The organism is Bacillus sp. 2B09 (assembly GCF_003946835.1).
In the GTDB taxonomy this organism is placed as follows: domain Bacteria; phylum Bacillota; class Bacilli; order Bacillales; family Bacillaceae; genus Bacillus; species Bacillus altitudinis.
In genome coordinates this window covers 841,978-859,148 of the sequence record NZ_RPSG01000001.1, presented here as the reverse complement: position 1 = coordinate 859,148, position 17,171 = coordinate 841,978, and the positions used below count along the sequence as shown (strand labels likewise).

17 protein-coding genes are annotated in these 17,171 nt (G+C 40.0%); 7 read left to right on the top strand and 10 right to left on the bottom strand.

All coding sequences use genetic code 11. The features are described 5' to 3' along the window. Positions 1–88: 88 nt before the first annotated feature. The 7 genes from EBQ12_RS04425 to EBQ12_RS04395 all read right to left on the bottom strand — a co-directional run bounded on the left by EBQ12_RS04425 (position 89) and on the right by EBQ12_RS04395 (position 6,339). Positions 89–706 (bottom strand): NAD(P)-dependent oxidoreductase, encoded by a 618-nt coding sequence (locus EBQ12_RS04425; RefSeq protein ID WP_008348943.1) that lies wholly within the window; start codon positions 704–706, stop codon positions 89–91. Between the two features lie 284 nt (positions 707–990). Then, complete coding sequence (locus EBQ12_RS04420) at positions 991–1,194, bottom strand: alpha/beta-type small acid-soluble spore protein (RefSeq protein ID WP_008348940.1); 204 nt, start codon at positions 1,192–1,194, stop codon at positions 991–993. 226 nt (positions 1,195–1,420) lie between these two features. After that, positions 1,421–2,527: an ABC transporter ATP-binding protein gene (locus tag EBQ12_RS04415; protein WP_024719977.1), complete on the bottom strand. Its 1,107-nt coding sequence runs from the start codon at positions 2,525–2,527 to the stop codon at positions 1,421–1,423. 139 nt (positions 2,528–2,666) lie between these two features. Continuing rightward, the gene (locus tag EBQ12_RS04410; protein ID WP_017360327.1) at positions 2,667–3,542 is read right to left on the bottom strand and encodes a helix-turn-helix domain-containing protein; all 876 of its coding nucleotides are present in this window, start codon (positions 3,540–3,542) and stop codon (positions 2,667–2,669) included. Positions 3,543–3,562: 20 nt separating this feature from the next. Beyond that, positions 3,563–3,772, bottom strand: a complete 210-nt coding sequence (locus EBQ12_RS04405; protein WP_008348933.1) for a YheE family protein — start codon at positions 3,770–3,772, stop codon at positions 3,563–3,565. Between the two features lie 145 nt (positions 3,773–3,917). Continuing rightward, positions 3,918–5,276, bottom strand: coding sequence for a YheC/YheD family endospore coat-associated protein (locus EBQ12_RS04400; protein WP_125589154.1), 1,359 nt, complete (start codon positions 5,274–5,276; stop codon positions 3,918–3,920). Continuing rightward, positions 5,233–6,339: a YheC/YheD family protein gene (locus EBQ12_RS04395; protein ID WP_125589152.1), complete on the bottom strand. Its 1,107-nt coding sequence runs from the start codon at positions 6,337–6,339 to the stop codon at positions 5,233–5,235. The genes EBQ12_RS04400 and EBQ12_RS04395 overlap by 44 nt, the downstream gene beginning before the upstream one ends. A 214-nt stretch (positions 6,340–6,553) precedes the next feature. Between EBQ12_RS04395 and EBQ12_RS04390 the strand changes: the two genes are divergently transcribed. The 5 genes from EBQ12_RS04390 (at position 6,554) to EBQ12_RS04370 (ending at position 12,442) form a co-directional block, all read left to right on the top strand. Continuing rightward, on the top strand, positions 6,554–7,687 hold the full coding sequence (locus EBQ12_RS04390) for a DUF445 domain-containing protein (protein ID WP_017360325.1): 1,134 nt from the start codon (positions 6,554–6,556) through the stop codon (positions 7,685–7,687). Between the two features lie 122 nt (positions 7,688–7,809). Continuing rightward, positions 7,810–8,166 carry a YlbF/YmcA family competence regulator gene (locus EBQ12_RS04385; protein ID WP_007497132.1) on the top strand — a complete coding sequence of 119 codons (357 nt, stop codon included), beginning with the start codon at positions 7,810–7,812 and terminating at the stop codon, positions 8,164–8,166. A gap of 446 nt (positions 8,167–8,612) precedes the next feature. Then, positions 8,613–9,479: a Cof-type HAD-IIB family hydrolase gene (locus tag EBQ12_RS04380; protein WP_008348923.1), complete on the top strand. Its 867-nt coding sequence runs from the start codon at positions 8,613–8,615 to the stop codon at positions 9,477–9,479. Positions 9,480–9,592: 113 nt separating this feature from the next. Then, positions 9,593–11,092 (top strand): coproporphyrinogen III oxidase, encoded by a 1,500-nt coding sequence (locus EBQ12_RS04375; protein WP_125589150.1) that lies wholly within the window; start codon positions 9,593–9,595, stop codon positions 11,090–11,092. 75 nt (positions 11,093–11,167) lie between these two features. Further along, on the top strand, positions 11,168–12,442 hold the full coding sequence (locus EBQ12_RS04370; protein ID WP_125589148.1) for a lysine N(6)-hydroxylase/L-ornithine N(5)-oxygenase family protein: 1,275 nt from the start codon (positions 11,168–11,170) through the stop codon (positions 12,440–12,442). Between the two features lie 36 nt (positions 12,443–12,478). On the opposite strand, the gene EBQ12_RS04365 is transcribed toward EBQ12_RS04370, so the two are convergent. Together EBQ12_RS04365 and EBQ12_RS04360 are read right to left on the bottom strand one after the other, a co-directional pair. Continuing rightward, positions 12,479–13,702: a cation:proton antiporter gene (locus tag EBQ12_RS04365; RefSeq protein WP_048001733.1), complete on the bottom strand. Its 1,224-nt coding sequence runs from the start codon at positions 13,700–13,702 to the stop codon at positions 12,479–12,481. A 3-nt stretch (positions 13,703–13,705) separates the two neighbouring features. After that, positions 13,706–14,203, bottom strand: coding sequence for a cation:proton antiporter regulatory subunit (locus tag EBQ12_RS04360; protein ID WP_017366937.1), 498 nt, complete (start codon positions 14,201–14,203; stop codon positions 13,706–13,708). Positions 14,204–14,776: 573 nt separating this feature from the next. Between EBQ12_RS04360 and EBQ12_RS04350 the strand changes: the two genes are divergently transcribed. Continuing rightward, positions 14,777–15,544, top strand: coding sequence for an enoyl-CoA hydratase (locus EBQ12_RS04350; RefSeq protein WP_125589146.1), 768 nt, complete (start codon positions 14,777–14,779; stop codon positions 15,542–15,544). 35 nt (positions 15,545–15,579) lie between these two features. Here the strand turns inward: EBQ12_RS04350 and EBQ12_RS04345 are convergent, their stop codons facing one another. Next, entirely contained in the window at positions 15,580–15,768 is a 189-nt protein-coding gene (locus EBQ12_RS04345) for a YhzD family protein (protein ID WP_125589144.1), read from the bottom strand. 173 nt (positions 15,769–15,941) lie between these two features. On the opposite strand from EBQ12_RS04345, the gene EBQ12_RS04340 reads away from it, so the two are divergent. Then, complete coding sequence (locus EBQ12_RS04340) at positions 15,942–17,156, top strand: metallophosphoesterase family protein (protein WP_125589142.1); 1,215 nt, start codon at positions 15,942–15,944, stop codon at positions 17,154–17,156. Positions 17,157–17,171 lie beyond the last annotated feature (15 nt).

The window sequence follows — 17,171 nt, the reverse complement described above, 5'->3', positions numbered from 1 at the left end:
GCTTTTTTCATGGCAATGAAAAAAGTCGAGGCTTCATGAAATGATCTCGACTTTTACTGGTTGTATATCATTTACACGAACTAAATGGTCAATAAGCGATACCGACGCGTTGATGCACAAATTCCTTTGAGTTTAACTGCTGATACAAAAAGTGTGCGGTATCTTCAACTGAAATTTTCTGTCCATCTATAGGGAGAAAATTCTTTTCATAGCGATATGACCGTGTCACTTCTCCATCTGGTAAATAGGTTGGGCAAATGATTGTCCAATCTAGTTCAGTTGATTGAAGAATTTCAAATGCTTTGGCATGTTCTTTAGCAGCTCGGGAAGTGGTTCGCCTTGATTCATTTGTTTCAAAGCGGTAAAGCTCAGGCTGCTGCCTTGCTTTTAAAATCCCCGCAGTGCCAATCGTTATAATTCTTGATGTTCCTGTTTGCTTCATGGCTTGTACGATATGCTCCATTGAAACAGATAAAGTATCATCACCATCTGTTGATAGACAGCTCACGACAATATCTGATCCTTTAATCGTTTCAAGGACATCCTCTTGATTTCTGGAATTGCCGGTGACTTGAAACATACCCGCAAGCATTTCTTCCCGGTTTGTCCGAATTAACGAGCGAACCATGTAACGATCATCTTCTTTTACGAAACGAAGAAATGCTTGTCCTACACGTCCATGAGCACCGAAAAGAGCTATTTTCATCTGATCGATCCCTCCACTACATACTATAAGTGAAAAGAACTTAAAATGGTACAGTTTTATGTCATGCTTTTTTTATAAAGATGAAAGGACCGAATACTATGAGCATATTCACATAATAGAGAGAGACCGACAAATTGTAGAAGTTCAAAATTCACACCTGAAATAATGTCCATGAAAATCCGCTCCTTTCTAATACATCATATGAATTCAAAAGGAATCGGTGAGGGATAAAACCAAAAAAAGAAGACACCATAAGAGGTGCCTTCTATGATCCAGATATGAAATTAAGCTTTTGTTCCGCCAAGGTTTTGCTGAGCGTAAGATACAAGACGTTTTGTGATTTCTCCACCAACTGAACCGTTAGCACGAGCTGTTGTTTCTGCTCCAAGGTTTACACCAAACTCAGAAGCGATTTCGTATTTCATTTGATCGATTGCTTGCGCTGCTCCAGGAACTAGTAATTGATTTGAACTATTAGAATTTGCCATGATGTGAATCTCCTTTTTATATATGATTTTTTTGGTTGGGTTTGCTGGAATCGCACCAGCGAAATGACCAAGTCATTTGCCACTTGGCGAAACCCAATGTGGTAACTGCTTTGTACTAAATATTATGGTTCGCTACGAAAAAAACATACGGAAAAAGAACATGGTAAATGTTGTTTTCATATACAAAAAACCACCACCCAATGGTGATGGTTTGTGGAACGTCTTCTTATTCAGCTGAGCGGATGCGCAGCTCAGTCTCTGTATCAAAGAAGTGCGCTTTATTCATATCAATGGCAAGAGGGATCGTCTGACCTGCCTGAATATCTGTGCGAGAATCAACACGTGCAATAAACGTTTGACCAGCGAGAGAAGAATAAAGCATCGTTTCGGCTCCCATTAATTCAGCCACTTCTACGTTTGCTTCAATTTTTGTTCCTTCAGAAGCCTCTATAAACACAGGTTCATCATGGAAATCTTCTGGCCTGATGCCTAGAATCACATCTTTTCCGATATAGCCCTGACTGCGTAATACTTTCATTTTTCCTTCTGGTACACGAATGTGCGTATTCCCAATGGCAATGGCTCCGTCAGACAGTTTTCCTGTAAAAAAGTTCATCGCTGGAGAGCCAATAAATCCTCCTACAAAGACATTCTCTGGGTTTTCATACACATCCTTTGGTGCGCCAACCTGCTGAATAAAGCCATCTTTCATGACAACAAGCCGAGTAGCCATTGTCATGGCTTCTGTTTGATCGTGTGTGACATAGATGAATGTCGTCTGCAGCCGCTGATGAAGTTTAGAAATTTCGGCACGCATCTGAACTCGAAGTTTAGCATCTAAATTAGAGAGAGGTTCATCCAAAAGAAAGACTTTGGCATCGCGCACAATGGCCCTTCCAAGTGCAACACGCTGTCTTTGACCTCCAGACAATGCCTTAGGTTTTCGATCTAAGTATTGTTCAAGCCCTAATATTTTTGCAGCGTTTCGTACCCGCTCATCAATTTCTGCTTTAGGAAATTTTCGAAGCTTTAATCCAAAAGCCATATTATCGTACACATTCATATGAGGGTATAAGGCATAGTTTTGGAAAACCATCGCAATATCCCGATCTTTTGGTGCCACATCATTCATTCGCTTGCCGTCTAATAGAAAATCCCCTTGTGAAATTTCTTCAAGGCCTGCAATCATGCGGAGGGTTGTTGATTTTCCGCACCCAGATGGACCAACAAACACAATAAATTCTTTATCTTCAATATGTAGATTAAAGTTATCTACTGCTGTTACTTTGTTATCGTACACTTTATAAATTTGATTCAGCATCATTTCAGCCATAGGTGGTAGCCTCCCAGTCCTTTTTTTGAAAGCGCTTTACTTATAAATGAAGTGTATAAAAAGGAAGGGTGTCTGTAAATGGACAACGTGCACAACATCTTATTTTCATTTTTAGGCAAGGTGCTCATGATAGGATCATTTAAGAAAGATCGAGAAGATTCATCATGAAATAAGCAGCTGACGCTTCTTGAAAATGCCGTATATCTAGCCCTGTCCGTTCAATAAATTTATCAATCCGATACTGAAGGCTGTTTCGATGAACATATAACGCTTTTGCTGCCTGCGATGCATTTAAATTACACTGCATATAGGTCGTGAGAGTCCGGTAAACGTCCCGATCAAAGATTGTTTCTATAAATGCATCTGAAATAGCGGCAGAAACCATGTCTGTATCATGGCGAATGAAAGCAGGTAGACATTGATAAAATGTTGCAACCCCTGACCTAAGTTTTCCTTGCTTCAGATGCCATAAAAAGAGCTGATGTTCATTTAATAATCTCATTTTTAAATTTCCATTCGGCAAATGCAGCTGTCCTTGCATGAAGACAACGTCTGTTAAAAAATCACTTGTGATGGCTTGAGACAAATCATGTAGCTGTTCAAGTTGACCATTTTCTGATGTAGCATTTGTTTGAATGAGCATAGCTGTTTCAGTGCCTGTCCATATGAAATGAATATGTTCGAGGCTGCTGTTCACAGCCTCTTTTATTTGCTGCCTTTGTTCTGCTTGGTGCTCCATTTTAAAAAAATGAACACGGACAGATTGATCAATGGTGATTGATTTGTTTTCAAAGAGATAGCTGTACCATTTCTGTTCTTCTTCCGTCTCCTGCGTATGAGGTACATCAATTGGTGTGAGGAATGAATTGAGAAGAAGCGTTTCTCTTTCTGTTAGCTCCGTTTTGTTTACTCCGAAAATTTCGCCTTCGTCTGTTTGATACCAGAGAATTTGTTTATCATTTGTTGGTGAACTGATGATATGGTGTCCGTAAACAAGTTTTAGTTTTTCTAACATGGCGAGGCTCCTTAAACAGTTTAATCATACACATGGAATAGCATTAATTCGTGGATTTCTTCTTTTAAGGTTGGTTCAACTTCATGAGGCGGAAGCTGAGAGCCCCATTCAATATCACCCGTTTTGTGATAAATGCCTTCATAGTGTGAACCATTATGAAAAAAGGATATTTTCCAGCCAGGTAATTGCGCTTTTTTAAAGAGAGGTTTCCATTGAAAATGAGAAATCATATCATCATTGCCTCCTTGCTTTTATTGATGAAACAATAAATACACACGACAATCCGGAAACAACCTTGAACTTGGTTTTATTGTATCTCATCTGATGAAAAGAGCATAGGGAAAGCTCAGATTTCAGAGACATGAAAAGAAAACATCAGTAGGCGTTTGCATGGTCTATAGGAGTAAGAGCCATTTCTGTTAGGTAAGATGCGTATTCAACGATTCTTTTCCCAATCAGCCATTCTGAGTTTTTCAATGGTGCATGCAGAAAAATCTCGCGGCCTGGACGAGAATTGGCTTCAAACATCCAGATAGCACCCAAGTGATCAATACCTAAGTCAAAGCCAATTTCCCCAATCAGACCAGGCATTTTTTCATCTATCACACGACTAAGTGCTAGGGCAGTATCAGAGAGCTCTTGCAAAATCTCCAAACATTTCTCTGCATCAGGAAAGATATCATACAGTGTTTTTACTGAACCACCATGCAGTTGATGGGTTGTGACAGTGTGATCTCCTGAAACTTTTCCAGCAACGGCTGTAACAGTCCAATGACCATACTTATTTTTATTCGTATGAATTCTGAAATCCAGTGGTTGATTGTCTATTTGAAGAAGCTCAATGCCTTGTTGTGCAATCAAGTCTTGCATTGCACAATCTTTTCGCATTTTTTTCACGAAATGGTCTACGGAATGATATGAAGTGGATTTCCCTTTATTTGAGCAGACAGTGATCCCGTTTTCCGTCTTCTTTAACTGATAAATACCGTCTCCGTGACTGCCGTTTGTTGGTTTTAAATAAATCACATGATGCAGATGAAGGAGTGTTTCTATTTTAATTAAAGCATCAAAAGGATCTAATCGTATGGAATGTGGTAAGAAAAAGCTTGTTTTTTCATCTGTTAATAGCTGTTCATGAATGTCCCATTTATTAAAAAAATAAGGGTTGAACCAAGGGATATCGTAGTCTTGAGTGAGTTTTCGTTTTGTTTCTTGAATGAATGCCGACTGAGCAGCCTTTCTATTAGGCAGCCGGTCATAAACAACGGATGGGAGGGGCATCTGCTTTTTTACCCAGCGCTCCTCTTGGTAAAGCAAACCGTCTACTATTCCTTTATCCCAATCGATAGAATGAGTACCAAAAAGATATGCAAAACCAGCATGCTGCCTGCAAGATTGCAACAGTTTCATAAAATAGGAAGACCTAGTGCCTAAAGGTGCTGTATTTTGTTCGAATCCTGCAGTGAAAATGCCGATGAGAGGTCCTATATAGAGTGTATGTTGAACTAATATGACCTCAGCTTTCGTTTTGTATGGAATGAGTAAAGCGCGATAAAGGTCTTCTGATAATAAAATCCTTTGTGATTGATGATGATAGGAAATGGTGAAATCATCTATTAAACAAGAACCTAAAGCAATAGATAAAATTGCCCCCTGCTCTTTAAACTGGACAGGGAGATGTACTGTATTTTCACTTGCTGAATGAGGAGCGATGCTGTAGCGTTTTCTCTTCATAAGGAACCTCCTTTTCTTCAGCCATCATCGATTTGGCATGTTCAAGTATGGTCTGAATCAATTGATTCTCCCTCTCAGGATAAGCTTTTAAAAAAGAGGATCGTCCTGGCTTTGATCTTACGTTTGAGATGAAAAGTCTGCCTTCATTTGTATGAAGCAAGTCTATAGCGAATTCAATACACGGTGAGAAAGTTTTGTCTATAAACGCTGGAAGAGATGACTGAATGGAGGCAATATCATCTAACAATAGCTCCTTGATGTGTGGCTTTAATGAGTTTAAATAGTGATCAAAGGCTACCACATGAATGGAATTTTGTGTATTGCTTAAAAGGCTGTTTTCTACTGATGGTTTTGTATGAATCCCCATGCTATTCCATTGATTTTGTGAATTTTTTATAAGAAAAATCCTAATTTCATTGAATATAACGTCTTTTTGATCATTCGTGTTAAAAAATTGAAGGAAAGATCGGCCGATATACTTTTTGCACCAGCGCACAACCTCTGCTGAATGTGAAAAGGTGATGATTTGCTTAGCGTTTAGCTGCACAGTAATGAGTGATTTGTCTCTTAAAGAAATGAAGCAAGAGGGTGCTGCGTGCTGTTGAGAAAGCGGCTGTATTTTACAATATCCGCCCTTTCTGACCAAGTTGAGAAGGTCTGAAGGCTCTGTCAATAGAGAGCAGACAGGTAAGTATGGTTGTAAAGAAGGGAGGAGACGGAGTTGCTCGAATAGCCGCATTTTATTTGAAATTCCAGTATTCAAAAAAACGGTTTTTGGATACTTTTTTAACCAATTCATGATAGGTTTTGCTTTTTTAGATTGTGCGTCATGCTGATAAAGACAACGATCATAAATCAAGTCAGGAATCTGAAATTCTGACGCTTCAAATCCTTTGCCAGTCTTAAATTTTTGACCGTGAATGACATTTGAAGCAGGCTTTAAATCTAGAGGTGAAAAACGAACAACTTCTAAATCAAAAGAAGAGGCTGCTTTGGCAAGCTGATGTGTGAATGCTTCTTCATGCTTCGGAGAAAGAGTGACAATGCCGAGCGTTGACGTCATGAAACAACACCTACTTTTCAAATTCTTTTTTTAACATCTCAAAAACACTTTTTGTTGATTTTACATAAACTTGGCGTTCCTATATCATTACGACAGATCGTTGTCTCATATGTCACATTGAATGCTTCATTTGCTTGGACTCTTGACAACAACTATAATACGTATAGATAAAAACAATAAACTTCAGGTGTTGTTTGAAAGGTAGATGACGACTTTGGATATATTCACAACGTTTATCTTTATGATTGTGATAGGTGCAGTGATAGGGGCAGCAACAAACCATCTCGCAATTAAAATGCTCTTTCGTCCGTATAAGCCATATTATTTATTTGGGAAGCAGCTCCCATTTACACCAGGTCTTATTCCTAAAAGGAGAGATGAAGTAGCCAAGCAGGTTGGCGTCATGGTGATGGAGCATTTACTAACGCCAGAGGGTATTCAAAAACGATTTGAATCATCGGAGGCAAGGCAAGAGATATTGCAGACAGTGCACCGATATATTGATAAAGGTGCTGATATGGAAATGACGGTTTTCTCCATGTTAGAAAGATACGGTTTTTCACAGGCTGACGTTAAAGCTGACGCATGGCTTCATCAGTGGACTGATCATAAGCTCCACTCACTGCTTGAAAAGTATGATCAGCAAACGTTGTCTGAGCTGCTGCCACAGGATGTAGAAAATAAGCTTGCATCCAAAATTCCAGATGCCGCAGATTATATTTTAAAGAGAGGCATTCATTACTTTGAAAGTGATGAGGGAAAAGCAAGACTCGGTCATATGATAGATGATTTCTTAAAAGAACGAGGAATGCTTGGCAGTATGGTCCAAATGTTTTTAGGGAATTCAAGCTTAATTGATCGCGTACATCCTGAAATGATGAAGTTCTTAAAGAATGCAGAGACAAAAAGGTTTTTATCAGATTTACTTGTTCAAGAATGGGACAAGGTAAAGCAATTTTCTTTACATGAGCTTGATAAAAAATGGAATGTGAAAGAGCTTCTATTTAGTGTGAAAAAGCAATTGCTTTCACATTTTTCTACAAAGGTTCTGTTAGATAGACCAGTAGGAGTTTACATCAGTGCAGTAGCGGATGATCTTAAGACCAAGTTTGCTCCATCTCTCATTGATAAAGGGATTGAAGCCGCATCTAATGCGCTTGAGGGACTGCTCGCAAAGCTCCAATTTGAAGAAATTATTCGTGAACAAATTGAACTTTTCCCGCTTGAAAAAATGGAAGAGCTTGTGATCAGCATATCTAATAAGGAGCTGAAGATGATCACATTTTTAGGCGGTCTTTTAGGTGGATTGATCGGTGCTGTCCAAGCGATTTTTGTCACCTTATTCTAAGGCAAGATCGAGAAATTTCGATGAATTTATTGTATATATGTGAAACGAAAGCCATAGTTTGTTATAGTGGAGTGGTGTCCGCCGATCCATATCGGTGATAACGGATAGAAAGGAGACATAACATGTCTGTAAATCTTTATGATGTTGCATATGACCTTGAAAAAGCACTGCGTCATAGCGAAGAATATTCAGCGTTAAGAAATCTTTATGATGAGGTAAACGGGGATGAGTCCTCTAAAAGAATGTTTGAGAACTTCCGTGACATTCAAGTAAACCTTCAACAAAAACAAATGACTGGTCAAGAGATTACACAAGAAGAAGTAGAGCAAGCGCAAAAAACGGTTGCACTTGTGCAGCAGCACGATAAAATCTCTCAGTTGATGGAAGCAGAACAACGCGTAAGTGTTCTCATCGGTGAATTAAATAAAATTATCATGAAGCCTCTTGAAGAGCTTTATGGAAATGCAGAAGAAAATTAATTGAAAGGGCGATCATATTCGCCCTTTTTTTCATTCATATCGCCGCTTGTATATCTTTAAAAAAAGGGTTGTCGAAGCTCGTAAATTCTGCGATAATACTTATTGAAAGTGCTTTCAAAAAGCGCTATCGTGATGAATTGGGTGCGTTCCACTTTGGATTTACGACGATGAGTCAAATGAGAGAGAAGCGCTTCTGGGAGAAAAGCAAAGCATAAGGGGATATGATATAAGCAATGCTTTGGTGTGTGAAAGATGAGGGGATCATGGGGAGCTTCATCACGCCATTGTTACGCATCCAAACCATACATAAAAAAAAGCCTAGGGGTAGGCTTTTTTTATTTGCGATTGAGGCATAAAACAAGGGCTGCTTCAACTGCATGTTCTAAAGCGATAAGCTAGGGCATATCCTCATCGTAAGTACAGTCATCAAGAAGGGGGATGCCTCAGTGTCAAAAAAGCTACTTGCACTCAATATAGATGGAACGTTACTTCGTTCCAATGGGAAAATCCATTCCGCTACAAAAGAAGCTGTGGAATATGTTAAGAAAAAAGGGGTTTACGTGACGATTGTCACCAACCGTCATTTTCGATCTGCACAAAAAATTGCCAAGGCGTTGAAAATACCAACTTCAACTCTTGTGACGCATAGTGGTGCATTTATCGCTGATAAGCTTGATGAGCCGCTCCATGTGAAGAAATTAACGGAAGAGAAAACATTTAATCTTGTGCAGATCCTTGAAAGCTTTGATTGTAATGTTCGCTTGTTACATGAAAAATTCTCAATCGGCAATCGGAAAAAAACACAGTCTCAATTGATGGGAAAAACGTTGATTCATCCGTCTGATCCCATTTTCTATCCCGTTCAATTTGTTGAATCATTAAGTGATATGCTCATGGATGAACCGGTTAGCACACCTGTCATTGAAGTGTATTCGACGGCAGCACTTCAACCTGAAATCCACACAACCATTCAACAAGCATTCCCATCTGTTGATCTGATTAAGATCAGTGATGAGAAAATGAACATTGTATGCAAAGGGGTATCGAAAGAAGCAGGACTTTCTCTTTTAACTTCAGCACTAGGTTTTACATTAGAAGATACGGTCGTGATCGGTCACGGGACAGACGACATCCCGATGCTTGAGTTAGCTGGCTTAGGCGTTGCGATGGGGAATGCACCTCATTCGGTCAAACGTAAAGCCGATTGGGTGACACGTTCTCATGATGAACAGGGTGTTGCTTATATGATCAAAGAATACTTTAGAATGCAGCAAAGGGAAGGTTTTTTACATCAATTTGATATTAAACGATAATACAGTGAAGGCCCTGTCTATTAAGAAATGGCAGGGCCTTCGTCTGTTCTCTTCATTGCTTTTCCTAGATGAATTTTGTAAAATGAAACAAGTTTGAAGATAAAGGTGATACGATGCGAATTTTAGTTAAAGGGCTGTCTGATGAACGATTTCATCGACCGCTTGTCAATATAGCCAATTTATTCGAGGAAGATAGTGAAGTGCTGTTTGATTCAGGTGAAGCAAACGCTGGCCTGGTCATGGTGTTTGATTGGAAAGAAACTGGCGGTATGGTGGAGGCTTCTGGCCATATTGCTGGATCAGATATGACGAGTCGTTTTACAAGAGAGATGCCAGAGGGCTTGAACGATAAAGAGCGCTGGAAGCAAATCAAAAACACTGTGCTGTCTGTTTATTTACATCTGCTTCAGGAATATACAGGAATGACGCAAAAATGGGGGATTCTTACGGGGATACGCCCTACGAAATTACTTCATAAGATGCTAAGAGAAGGCATGACAAAGGAAGAAGCACATGCTGCGTTAAAGCGCGATTACTTGATTCATGATGAAAAGATCCATTTGATGCAGGAGATTGTTGATCGTCAAATCAAAGCCATTCCAGATCTGTACGATCTACAGGAGGAAGTGAGTATTTATATCGGTATTCCTTTCTGTCCAACAAAATGTGCTTATTGCACGTTCCCTGCTTATGCCATTCAAGGACAAGTTGGAAGAGTGGGAACGTTTCTTTTTGGGCTGCATTATGAGATGCAAAAAATGGGCGAATGGTTAAAGGAACATGGGATTAAAGTGACGACTGTTTATTTTGGCGGAGGTACTCCAACGAGTATTACAGCAGAAGAAATGGATTTGCTATATGAGGAGATGTATCGCTCTTTTCCAGATGTGAAACATATTCGGGAAGTCACTGTAGAAGCGGGACGACCTGATACGATTTCACCTGATAAGCTGGAAGTGCTCAACCGTTATCATATTGACCGGATTAGTATCAATCCGCAATCATATGAGAATGAAACATTAAAAGCGATTGGCCGGCACCATAGTGTGGAAGAAACGATTGAAAAGTATCATTTATCAAGGCAGTATGGCATGAATAATATTAACATGGACTTAATCATTGGGCTGCCAGGAGAAGGGCTAAAGGAATTCCAACATTCCTTGAACAAGACAGAAGAACTGAAGCCTGAATCTTTAACGGTGCATACCCTTTCCTTTAAGAGAGCGTCTGAAATGACCCGCAATAAGGAAAAGTATCAAGTGGCAGACCGAGAAGAGATCACACGTATGATGGATGAAGCGGTTGCTTGGACAAAGGCACATGACTATCATCCGTACTATTTATACAGACAAAAAAACATTTTGGGGAATCTCGAAAATGTCGGGTATTCGTTAGATGGACAGGAAAGTTTGTATAATATTATCATTATGGAAGAGGTGCAGACGATCATTGGCATTGGATGCGGCGCTGCGAGTAAATTCATTGATCCGCGAACCGGAAAAATTACGCAGTATGCCAATCCAAAAGATCCAAAGTCTTATAATGATCGTTATGAGCACTATACGGAGGAGAAGATTCAGTTTCTTGAGTCATTATTTGTTTCTCACATGTAAACACTGCGGTGACGCAGTGTTTTTTTCATTTGTAAAAGGGTATATAGGGGGTAAAAAGATAAAGCAGGTGTACATATGATGGATGTGATCGGAATTGGGATTGGGCCAGCAAATTTAGGATTGGCCGCTTTATTAGAGGAGTATGAAGATGTGACATGCTGTTTTTTTGAACAGGAAACCGAATTTGCTTGGCATCCTGGTATGCTCATCAAAGGAACGGACTTACAAGTTTCCTTTCTAGCGGACCTTGTGACAATGGCTAATCCAAGGAGCAAGTATACATTTTTAAATTATTTACATGAATCAAACAGGCTTCACCGCTTTTATACATTTGAACAATTTGATATCCCCCGGAGAGAATTCAATGAGTATTTATCATGGGTTGCAGGTGAATTGGATAGCTGTCAGTTCGGGATGAAGGTGGAAGAAGTGACCGACTGTGAAGACGGGTATCTTGTAAAAGTTCGGCGGTTGAAAGATGGGGTGCTTTCTGAATATCGTGCAAAGCATGTCGTCCTTGGTACTGGAAGCAAGCCGATGATTCCTGTCGATGTGCCAGAAGTTGCGTTGCCGCATGTGACCCATAGCAGCCGTTATGTGGATCAACAAAAAGAACTTCATGAAGCTGAAACGGTGGCGGTGATTGGTTCAGGTCAGAGTGCAGCTGAAATTTTCTTAGACCTGCTTCAGCATCAGAAGAAAGGACAGCAGCTTTCGTGGTTTACACGTTCAAGTGAATTTAGAGAACTAGAGACAGCGGAGCTTGGTCAGGAGCTATTTACACCTAAGTATGTTGAATATTTTCATTCCCTTCCTTATGAAGAACGGATGAACACATTGCCTAGACTGGCAGGATTAAGGAATGGTATAGATGCATCGACGCTTTCTCGTATTTATCAGGAATTGTACCATCGCTCCGTTTCAGGAGAAGAGCCATCTGTACTCATTCAGCCAATGACGGAGCTTGAAGCGATACATATGGAGGATGAGCAGCAGGTAGAGCTGCATTTGAAACAATGGCAGCTCAAGAAAGAAAAGAAAATCACAGCCGATCATGTGGTATTGGCTACAGGATATACGCCTAATATTCCGGAATGGTTTAGCGCATATGAACCATTGATTGAATGGGAGAGCGATAAGCATTTTAAAGTGACAGACGACTTCAGGCTTGTGTTTAAAGACAAACGGTCTCATCATTTCTTTACATTCACGAACCTCGATCACTCTCATGGAACAGCGGCGACCAATTTAAAACTATCGATCTACCGCAATCAGAAAGTCATCCGAACCATTCGCGGGGATACGAAAGAACAAGTGAAGCAAGAAACGGCATTTCAGCAATTTGAATAGATATAAAAAAGGGCCCCAGCAAAGGGCCCTTTTCAATTAAATGGTTGTTTCTCTTTTTACTTTTGGTTTTTCAGTTTTCCATTTGAAGATTTTGTTTAGGATTTGATAGATACGCTTTGATTCTTTCGTCACTAGCGGTCCTAAAATCGCAAGGATTAATACATATAATGCAGCAAATGGCTTCAATGTAGCGGCAAGCCCGCCTGCAATCCCAAGTTCGGCTACAATGATGGAAAACTCTCCTCTTGATACGATGGTTAATCCAATATTAGATGAAGCTTTATGAGAGAAACCGGCTCTTCTTCCAGCAAACATCCCGGCGGTGAAGTTCCCGATCAAGGTGAGAATGACAGCACCGATCGCAAGCCAGAAGGCATCTCCTAATGTAAATGGATCAATACTCAATCCGAAGCTGAAGAAGAACATGGCGCCAAAGAAATCTCTAAAAGGAACAACGAGATGTTCAATGCGGTCTGAGTGCTCTGTTTCTGAGAACACAAGACCGAGTAAGAGAGCGCCAATGGCCTCTGCGACATGAATCGTTTCTGAAAAACCAGCCACGAAGAACAAAGCGGCAAAAATGACAATGATAAATACTTCATTTGAACGGATATCGAATAGTTTGTTTAATAGTTTTGGCAGCTTACGCGCGATGATAAAGAAAATCATCATGTAACCAAAAGCGATTAAAATAGATAATAAGGCACCGCCAACGGACGTGGCATCTCCAAGGACAAGACCGGATACGACAGATAAATAAACGGCGAGAAAAATATCCTCAAACATAATAATCCCAAGAATTAACTCTGTTTCAGGGTTCGCTGTCCGTTTTAAATCGACAAGGACTTTGGCGACAATGGCGCTGGATGAAATGGTGATAACGCCTGCCATAATGAGAACTTCGAGGAATCCAAAGCCTGTGATAAACCCATAAAGCAATCCTAAGCTAAAGTTGATCAAAATATAAATAGATCCGCCGACTGCAATGGATTTACCCGATTTTATGAGTTTGCCGACAGAGAACTCAAGCCCGAGGTAGAATAGAAGGAACAGGACACCCATTCTACCAAAAAACGAAATAATCTCGGTGCTCTCGATAAACTTCAAATCAATGATCCCGATGGTTGGTGCATGCGGACCAACAACCATCCCGAGGACAATGAGAAAAGGAATGATAGAAAATTTAATTTTATTGGCGATTAAGCTGGCAATGGCGATGAGAATAAGCGCCGTTCCAACTTCAAAGACTAAATGATCCATTCATCACTCTCCCCCTCTAGAAAGAAAATCACGTATCAATCGCTTCAAGTGTTTTCTTTCGCCTGAAATGACCATCGTATCATTTGCTTGAATAATCGAATCGGCACCGGGGTTGAGTAATTTTTCATTTGTATGTTTAATGATCGCAATGACGGTGACTTCATAATTTTGTCTCACATCTAAATCGCCGAGTGTATGTCCAACCGCTTTTGCGTCTTTTTCTACCTTAAACCATTCAATGATCAAATCATTGAACGCCATTTCAATCGTTTCAAGTGCTTGCGGCTTATACACCATACCGCCAATAATGGCAGCAATTTGCCGGGCTTCAGCATCATCGAGAGAAATGGTGGACAGTACTTCATCTGGATCTTCATCGTCGAAACGATAAATCTCCCGTCTGCCATCATCATGAATCACAATCGTCATCTTTTCTCTATTTCTCGTTTCAATTTCAAATTTCTTTCCAATCCCAGGAAGATCATTTTCTTTAATGTTCATTTTATCCCTCCGAATATGATAGGTTTTGTTTTTCATATAGTGAGTACGGATGAAATAAAATGAATCAGTCGAGGTAATTTGATTGGTACATAATGGGGATTGCACACTTCATTTCTAAAAAACATAAATCAATGGATAACGCTGTAGTTGATGCAAACTTTACAAGAAAAGCTTTTGAAGCGCCCATTGATAACCTCTGTTTTAACAGAAGAGATGATGCATGTTTTTTTGAAAATGGAGGTGTCTTCACAGCGTTGATTTCTTCATCATAAATCGATGGAGAAATCAGGCTGGGTGTGCTCGCTTCTGCTTGTGAAGCAAAAACGACATTTGAAAAGGGAGAAAACATGACGATGCAGCTAATCAATATACATATGGAACTTCTTATCAATCATTCTCCCCCTTTCATATGATGTTTTATTTCTTATTTTACTATATAAAAATATATTTCTCGTTTCAACAATTATGCTTATTTTAGTATCAGTTGATCTTGAAATTTTTTATGTGGAGGAAAAGGAATTGTTTGATGGAAATTGAAGTAAGTGATGAGCTTGAAAAGAAGAGGGGGAATGGATGATGACATATATCAATTGTCAGGTAGATGGGGATATTTTTGAGATCGCTTTCAATAGACCTGAAGCGTATAACTCGTTCCATGTTGACATGTTTGCTGAATTTAAGGAAGCGTGTGATACAGCGAGTGAGAGCAGTGCAAAAATTGTTGTACTCAAGGGGATGGGCAAAGGGTTTTCAGCAGGCGGAGATATTGGCATGATGCTAAAGCAAGATCGTGAAGAAGATTTTCATCGCGTGATGGATCTGATCGAGGGAATTACACTTTCTTTAGCCAGTATGAAAAAAGTGACGATTGCAATTGTCCACGGGGCAGCGGCTGGTCTTGCTTTTAGCTTTGCCCTTAGCTGTGACTATTTGTTTATGCATCAAGATGCTAAACTTGCCATGAACTTTAATGGAATCGGGTTAATCCCAGATGGCGGAGGGCATTTTTTCCTCACCAAAAGAGTTAGTGAACAAACCGCTAAACAATTGATTTGGAGCGGGCAAAAGCTGCCGGCTGAAGAAGCGCTCAAGCTTCGCCTTGCAGACGGCGTGTTTCAAGATGAGGTGGATACGTATCAAAAAGCGTGCGTCAAGCCATTTTTAAATATGCCACTCCAAGCCTTTGTTGAAACAAAGATGATTTATTTTCAGCAGTCAGAATCACAGCTGTTAGCCGTTCTTCAAAAAGAGCGTGCTGCACAAGCTAGACTGAGACAAAGCCGTGATCATCAGGAAGGTGTTCAAGCGTTTTTGGAAAAAAGACGTCCTGTGTTTCATTAAATAGAAGAATGAATGGCCGGCGGATGCCGGCTTTTTTAACGTTCAAATAAAAGCAGTTTACCTGCATCATTGACGAGCCGGTGAGAGTACTTTGTGTATTGTTGTTCGATTAAACGATGACGTCCTAATTCTTTTGCTTTTTCATCACTATCTGTGGTGATTTTTTCGTTTAATAAGGTTTCACCTGACGAATCAAATACAGTCAAAAAGTATGTTTTCTCCATCTCTGATCTTCCCTTTCTTCTTGTTTTTTAATGAATTATACAAGGAGGAAGTTAAAACCTCTTTTTTCGCCCCTAAAAATGTGTTTTTTAGAATGAGAGCGATAGAACGTGCATTCGTAAAAACGGCGTGATAAAATATGGACAACTACAGTAACGTACAAGGAGATAGACGTTTGACGAAGCTCACTTTTATTCATGCCGCAGATCTTCATTTAGATAGTCCGTTTGCGGGAATGTCCAATATACCGAACCGAATTTTTAAGAGGTTGAAAGAAAGTACATTTCAAAGTGCCAAGAACATGTTTGAACTTGCAATTGATCGAGAAGTAGACTTTATGCTGCTTAGCGGAGATCTATTTGACGAATCGAATCGTAGCCTAAAAGCACAGCTTTTTTTAAGAAATCAGTTTCTTCAGCTGCAATCACACGGGATTGAAGTGTTTATTATTTATGGTAATCATGATCATTTAGGTGGTGAATGGACACCAATTGAATGGCCAGAGAATGTTCACGTTTTTTTGAGCAGTACGCCAAGTGAGCAAACCTTTTATAGAGAAGGTCAGCTTGTGGCAAGTATTTATGGGTTCAGCTACAAAGAGCGAGCTGTCCATGAAAATATGACACCTTATTATGAAAAAACAACAGATGCCCCCTATCATATTGCCATGCTTCACGGCACATTAGCAGGTCAAGAAGGGCATGATGCATATGCACCATTTCAGCTACAGCAGCTTCTAGCGCGGGATTTTGATTATTGGGCGCTTGGACATATTCATAAGCGGGCTCTTCTGCATGAAGACCCAATGGTGATCTACCCTGGAAACATGCAAGGAAGACATATAAAAGAAACAGGAGAGAAAGGCTGTTATGTCGTTTACCTATCTGAAGATGCTCAAAGAGCGGAGTTTATGAGCTGTTCAGATGTCATCTTTGAGACATTGACAATAGATATCACACATACCGCTCATATGACCGATCTTGTGATACTTGTGGACAAAAAGATGAGTGGACTGAAAGAGAGAGGTGTTCCTCATTTTGTGAAAATCGAACTAACTGGCGATGCTCCTGCTTATATGGAGCTCACGCAGCTTGAAGTGCTTGAGGAGCTGATGGCTGTACTTCATGAACAGGAGGAAGATGAAGACTTGTTCGTTTGGGTGATGTCGATTGACTGCCGGACACATGAAGATGCCGTCTATCCAGAAGATTCTTTTTTGACAGAACTAACAGCAGAAATTGCCGAGTTTGATGCGTATGATGAGCTGCTTTCACCGATCAAGCGTCATCCAACCTATAGAAAAGCAGGAAGAGCTTTTACAAAAGAGGACGAGATCGATATTAAAGAAGAGGCACAAAGGCTGCTGGCAGAACAGCTGAAGCAATTATGAGAAAAGGAGAGGCAT

Excerpts from the sequence above, each read along its gene's own strand:
- EBQ12_RS04425 (WP_008348943.1), bottom strand. The coding sequence starts at position 706 with ATGAAAATAGCTCTTTTCGGTGCTCATGGACGTGTAGGACAAGCATTT.
- EBQ12_RS04420 (WP_008348940.1), bottom strand. The coding sequence starts at position 1,194 with ATGGCAAATTCTAATAGTTCAAATCAATTACTAGTTCCTGGAGCAGCG.
- EBQ12_RS04415 (WP_024719977.1), bottom strand. The coding sequence starts at position 2,527 with ATGGCTGAAATGATGCTGAATCAAATTTATAAAGTGTACGATAACAAA.
- EBQ12_RS04410 (WP_017360327.1), bottom strand. The coding sequence starts at position 3,542 with ATGTTAGAAAAACTAAAACTTGTTTACGGACACCATATCATCAGTTCA.
- EBQ12_RS04405 (WP_008348933.1), bottom strand. The coding sequence starts at position 3,772 with ATGATTTCTCATTTTCAATGGAAACCTCTCTTTAAAAAAGCGCAATTA.
- EBQ12_RS04400 (WP_125589154.1), bottom strand. The coding sequence starts at position 5,276 with ATGAAGAGAAAACGCTACAGCATCGCTCCTCATTCAGCAAGTGAAAAT.
- EBQ12_RS04395 (WP_125589152.1), bottom strand. The coding sequence starts at position 6,339 with ATGACGTCAACGCTCGGCATTGTCACTCTTTCTCCGAAGCATGAAGAA.
- EBQ12_RS04385 (WP_007497132.1), top strand. The coding sequence starts at position 7,810 with ATGTCTGTAAATCTTTATGATGTTGCATATGACCTTGAAAAAGCACTG.
- EBQ12_RS04375 (WP_125589150.1), top strand. The coding sequence starts at position 9,593 with ATGCGAATTTTAGTTAAAGGGCTGTCTGATGAACGATTTCATCGACCG.
- EBQ12_RS04370 (WP_125589148.1), top strand. The coding sequence starts at position 11,168 with ATGATGGATGTGATCGGAATTGGGATTGGGCCAGCAAATTTAGGATTG.
- EBQ12_RS04365 (WP_048001733.1), bottom strand. The coding sequence starts at position 13,702 with ATGGATCATTTAGTCTTTGAAGTTGGAACGGCGCTTATTCTCATCGCC.
- EBQ12_RS04360 (WP_017366937.1), bottom strand. The coding sequence starts at position 14,203 with ATGAACATTAAAGAAAATGATCTTCCTGGGATTGGAAAGAAATTTGAA.
- EBQ12_RS04350 (WP_125589146.1), top strand. The coding sequence starts at position 14,777 with ATGATGACATATATCAATTGTCAGGTAGATGGGGATATTTTTGAGATC.
- EBQ12_RS04345 (WP_125589144.1), bottom strand. The coding sequence starts at position 15,768 with ATGGAGAAAACATACTTTTTGACTGTATTTGATTCGTCAGGTGAAACC.